The 4,890-nt window shown below is 49.4% G+C and carries 4 protein-coding genes; 2 read left to right on the top strand and 2 right to left on the bottom strand.

Annotated features, from left to right (window positions below; translation table 11 throughout):
- Together ACP5D0_RS09945 and ACP5D0_RS09940 are read right to left on the bottom strand one after the other, a co-directional pair.
- Positions 1 to 635, bottom strand: a 635-nt coding sequence (locus ACP5D0_RS09945; protein WP_472365629.1) for an amino acid--tRNA ligase-related protein, incomplete at its 3' end; no start/stop codon positions are given.
- An 83-nt stretch (positions 636 to 718) separates the two neighbouring features.
- Positions 719 to 1,411: a DUF502 domain-containing protein gene (locus ACP5D0_RS09940; RefSeq protein ID WP_472365628.1), complete on the bottom strand. Its 693-nt coding sequence runs from the start codon at positions 1,409 to 1,411 to the stop codon at positions 719 to 721.
- Between the two features lie 280 nt (positions 1,412 to 1,691).
- Between ACP5D0_RS09940 and ACP5D0_RS09935 the strand changes: the two genes are divergently transcribed.
- Together ACP5D0_RS09935 and ACP5D0_RS09930 are read left to right on the top strand one after the other, a co-directional pair.
- Positions 1,692 to 2,537, top strand: a complete 846-nt coding sequence (locus ACP5D0_RS09935; protein ID WP_472365626.1) for an SDR family NAD(P)-dependent oxidoreductase — start codon at positions 1,692 to 1,694, stop codon at positions 2,535 to 2,537.
- On the top strand, positions 2,524 to 4,767 hold the full coding sequence (locus ACP5D0_RS09930; RefSeq protein WP_472365625.1) for a patatin-like phospholipase family protein: 2,244 nt from the start codon (positions 2,524 to 2,526) through the stop codon (positions 4,765 to 4,767). Before ACP5D0_RS09935 ends, ACP5D0_RS09930 begins: the two co-directional genes overlap by 14 nt.
- The last annotated feature ends 123 nt before the right edge of the window (positions 4,768 to 4,890 follow it).

Genomic DNA, 4,890 nt, shown 5'->3' with positions numbered 1-4,890 from the left:
TAATAACGGTCGAAACCGGACATCATCAGCAACTGTTTGAATAACTGCGGAGACTGCGGCAAGGCAAAGAATTTATTCGGATGCGTTCGGCTCGGCACCAGATAATCGCGCGCACCTTCCGGTGTGGACTTGGTGAGAATCGGCGTTTCCATGTCCATAAAGCCATTGTCATCCAGATAACGACGCATGGAACGCGTCACTCGGTAACGGGTACGCAAAGCTTCCTGCATTTCATCACGACGCAAATCCAGATAACGATACGTCAAACGCACTTCTTCGGAAATATGTTTGTCGTCCAATTGGAACGGGATCGGTTCCGCCGCGCTCAATACTTCCAGATCATCGGCAACGATTTCGATTTTCCCGGTGGTCATTTTCGGATTGATGGTTTCCGGCGTTCGAGCGCACACTTTGCCTTGCACCTTCAACACATACTCGGAACGCACACGCTCCGCAATATTAAACATGGCGTCATTTCCCGGATTCACCACTACCTGAACAAGCCCTTCACGATCACGCAAATCAATGAAGATGACCCCACCGTGGTCACGACGGCGATGTACCCAGCCGGATACAGTGACCTGCTGGCCTTCCAAAGTTTCAGTTACTTGTCCACAATAGTGTGTACGCATCATATCGTTTATTACCTTATTTCGCTAACACACGCCGCAGCAGGCGCGTCTTGTTTTTTTAATGATTAAAAAGTTACATTCAAATTCTATGACTTCTCAGACGGCATCGGCGTCTTGACCTTATCCGGTTCTATTGGTTCGATTACCTCAACCACCTCACCGGAAGCATCGAGTTTTTCCCAGGGCGGCACCACAACACCACCGGAAATCACCATTTTCAGCGCATCATCCACACTCATATCCAACTCGTACACTTCACGCTTGGACGCCATAATAAAAAATCCGGACGTTGGGTTGGGCGTGGTCGGCACAAACAAATTCACCACATCCGTCATATCGGTTTTTATTTGCGCCTCACCTTGTGTCTTACTGGTCTGAAACGCCAGTGTCCAAAGACCGACTCGCGGGTACTGTAGCAGATACACCTTTTGAAACGTCTGGGAACCCGCACCGAACAACGCCTCGGCAATCTGCTTCACCGCCGTATAGATGGAACGCACCAGCGGAATTCGAGACAGCAGCTTCTCCCAGATGCCATACAAATAACGACCAAAAAAGTTCGCCACCAGCATACCGGTCACAAAAATCAACAAAAACGACAGGATAATACCGAAACCGGGAATGTGACGCCCAAAAATTTCATCCGGCCGGTACTCTTTGGGCAACAACAGCAAACTCTGATCGAACAGATTGACCAAAAAAATCAATGCCGCAATGGTCACCCCCAGCGGCAACCAGACCAACAACCCTGCGATTAAGTAACGTTTGATAAATGACATTTGACTGGCGACCTACACGCTGGAATCAAGCCCGCTATTATATAAGAATTGAAAACCGTTTTGGCGGAATCCGAATAAACGCTCAATCGGTAGATTAAGACATTATATTTTCCAAAAAATTCAAACGAAACACTTGCACTTTGCGTAAGTTACCCTAAGATTATCCTAAGATTGCAAAACGTCATTGCAAGAGGTTACTGCCGTGAGCCCAAATTGCGCGCTACAATAACTCGCAATAACGCTTGCGTCCTTGTTAACCAACCTGAAACGACAACACCAGATGCCTAATCGCCCAACGCTCCTAATTACCGGTTGCTCCAGCGGAATCGGTCTTCATGCGGCCAGCCACTTTCACCAAAAAGGCTATCGTGTAATCGCCACCTGTCGCCAACCAAAAGATGTTGAACGCCTAAGGCAAGCGGGACTGGAATGCTTTCAAATGGATTTAGCCAGTGACACGTCCATACTAAGCGCCATTCAGGACATCCAAAAGGTTACCGAACGCATCGACCTGCTATTCAACAATGCCGCTTTCGGCCTGCCCGGTGCCGTGGAAGATCTCAGCCGCGAAGCCTTGCGCCATCAGTTTGAGACCAATGTCTTCGGCACTCAAGTGCTCACCAACCAAATCCTGCCCATTATGCGCCAGCAAGGCCATGGTAAAATCGTCTACAACAGCTCCATCCTCGGCTTTGCCGCCATGCCGTACCGTGGGGCATACAACGCCAGCAAATTCGCCCTGGAAGGGCTCGCCGACACCTTGCGACTGGAATTAAAGGGCACGGATATTCAAGTGGTGCTGATTGAACCCGGACCAATACTTTCAAGCTTCCGCGCCAATGCCTATGCCCAGTTCAAACGCTGGATCCGCAAAGAACAGAGTGCCCATCGTGACAACTACAACGCCATGATCGAACGCTTAGAAACCGAAGGCTCGAGCGCACCCTTTACCCTTGGCCCCGAAGCGGTGACGGCCGTGGTTGAAAAAATACTCCATTCGACCAGGCCTGGCATACGTTATCGCGTCACGATGCCAACCATTTTATTTGCAATCCTCAAGCGACTTCTCCCCGGACGCTGGCTGGATGCGCTTTTAATCAAGGCAGGTGGTGATGGCAAGCGGTAATCTCTTTATCCAAAAAGCAACCTACTTCTATTGGATCATCGCGCTGTTCACGGTCGTCTCCAGTGGACACACCTTGGCGGTGGAAACAACCGAAACCAAACGCCCTAAAATCGGCTTGGTACTTCCCGGCGGTGGGGCACACGGGTTGGCGCACATTGGCGTGCTCAAAGAACTGGAACGCCTCAAAATTCCGATCGATTACATTTCCGGCACCAGTATGGGGGCACTTGTCGGCGGCCTATATGCTTCCGGCTTAAGCCCGGAAGAGATTGAAGCTTTTGCCGACAATGTGGATTGGAATCAAACATTTAACGACTCTAACTCACGTAACTATCTATCGTTTCGCCGTAAAGAAGATCAGTTCCATTACCTTGTAAAAGGGGAATTCGGCTTTGACGGCACCACCTTCAAACTTCCCAGCGGCCTGCTTCTCGGTCAACAACAGGCCATGATATTGGAGGGCATGACGCTGCCGGTCAGCCACATTCACGATTTTGACAAGCTACCGACCCCATTCCGAGCCGTCGCCACCAATGCCCGAACCGGACAGGAAGTCATTCTCAAATCGGGCGATCTGGCCAGTGCCCTGCGTGCCAGTATGTCAGTACCCGGCATTTTCGCGCCAGTGCATATTGACGGGCAATCGCTAGTGGACGGCGGCGTCACCAACAACACCCCCATCGACGTGGTTCGCAATATGGGAGCCGACATCGTGATTGTATCGGACATTCATTCCAAGACGCCTGAAAAAGAAGCCAATTCTTACTTGGGCGTGAGCAGTCAAATCATTTCCAGTGTCATTAATGCCAACTCCTTGCGACAGCTCGACACCTTACAACCCCAAGACATACTGATTCGTCCAAATATACCGGAAGCCATCGGCTCGGCGAATTTTGACCACCCCAAAGAGTTGATTGAAATCGGCCTAAAAGCGGCGGAAGCCAAAGCACCGACATTGCGCAAACTCAGCGACCCCAACTTCAAACCGCGCCCGATTCACCGCCATCTGGAGAAAATCGACGCCATTCAAATCAACAACACGACCCGCTTGTCCGACACCGTCATCCGCCAGTACCTGCGCCAGAAAACGGGACAGTTCATTGATCGCAATCAACTGGAAATTGACATTACCCAGCTCTACGGGTTGGGCTTTTTTGAATTGATTACCTATCAAATTCTAGAAGAAAACGGCAAAAACACCTTGATTATCACCGCCACCCCGCCTTCTTGGGGACCGAACTTCTTTAAACTGAAATTCAATCTTGCCTCCAATATCAACGACAGCAATTTCTTCAACCTCGGTCTCAGGCACACCTATATGCCCGCTAACGGCTTAGGAGGCGAATGGCGAAACGAGATCAATATCGGCCAGACGCAACTGTTTAAATCCGCTTTTTACCAACCACTGAGTGACGACCAGAAACTTTACATTCAACCCAGCTTTGAAATCAAAAACACCGTCTACGAATTAAACCGTTACAGCCACATTTCGTCCACCCAACTGGAGCAGCAAACCATTACCCCTGCACTGGAAATCGGTTACAACCACACGCCGCGTTTTCGAAGCTTTGGCGGTTATTATTGGGAAGACGGTAAAATCACCATCGGCAAAAACGCTGACACTCAGCAAAAGCAACATTACAATGACAATACCCTATATGTCGGTCTTCAATACGACAGCCTCAATCAGGTCGCCTTCCCCGATAATGGCAGCCTGTTGAATCTGTCTTACTTCAACACACTCAACCGCATTGACAACCCCGGAAAGTCACAAGAATTCAAAGCGTTTTTATCCAGCTACTATTCGTATAAACGTCACACCGTCAACGTCCACTTTGAAGCCTATAAAGCGGAATCCGACAAGACTCAGAACATTCACCGTGCCTATGCACTCGGTGGCTTTCAAAACCTTTCCGGTTACTCGGAAGACGCCCTCATCGGCAACGATTTGATTTTTGCGCGCTTGAAGTATCTTTACCGAATGTCCTCCAGCAACAACCCTCTGGATTTTCCGTTCTACGTCGGCGCCACGCTGGAAGCCGGGAATATTTTTGACGACTACTATATGACCGGAAGAGACCCACTCGCCGTTAACTGGGAAAATACCAAACAGGCTGGGAGCGTCTTTGTCGGCATGAACAGCTTTGTCGGCCCCGTATATTTTGCCTACGGCTACCACAACAATGAACACCAGTCATTGTATTTTTACTTCGGACACACCTTTAATTAATCGTTGGGAAGCCCCTTTGAAGGTTTCGACCAATTAATCTGCAAACAGCATGTTATAAGGGCGCTCAATTTCCTGCATCACCTTTTGCAAACTGAAACTGCGTACTTCTTCAATAAACCGCTG

Origin of the sequence: Hydrogenovibrio sp. (assembly GCF_049975065.1) — a bacterium.
GTDB lineage: Bacteria > Pseudomonadota > Gammaproteobacteria > Thiomicrospirales > Thiomicrospiraceae > Hydrogenovibrio.
The sequence above is the reverse complement of the archived record's forward strand: the minus strand, read 5'-3'. Positions and strand labels throughout refer to the sequence as shown.

Coding starts and splice junctions, on each gene's coding strand:
- ACP5D0_RS09930 (WP_472365625.1), top strand. CDS start 2,524: ATGGCAAGCGGTAATCTCTTTATCCAAAAAGCAACCTACTTCTATTGG.
- ACP5D0_RS09940 (WP_472365628.1), bottom strand. CDS start 1,411: ATGTCATTTATCAAACGTTACTTAATCGCAGGGTTGTTGGTCTGGTTG.
- ACP5D0_RS09935 (WP_472365626.1), top strand. CDS start 1,692: ATGCCTAATCGCCCAACGCTCCTAATTACCGGTTGCTCCAGCGGAATC.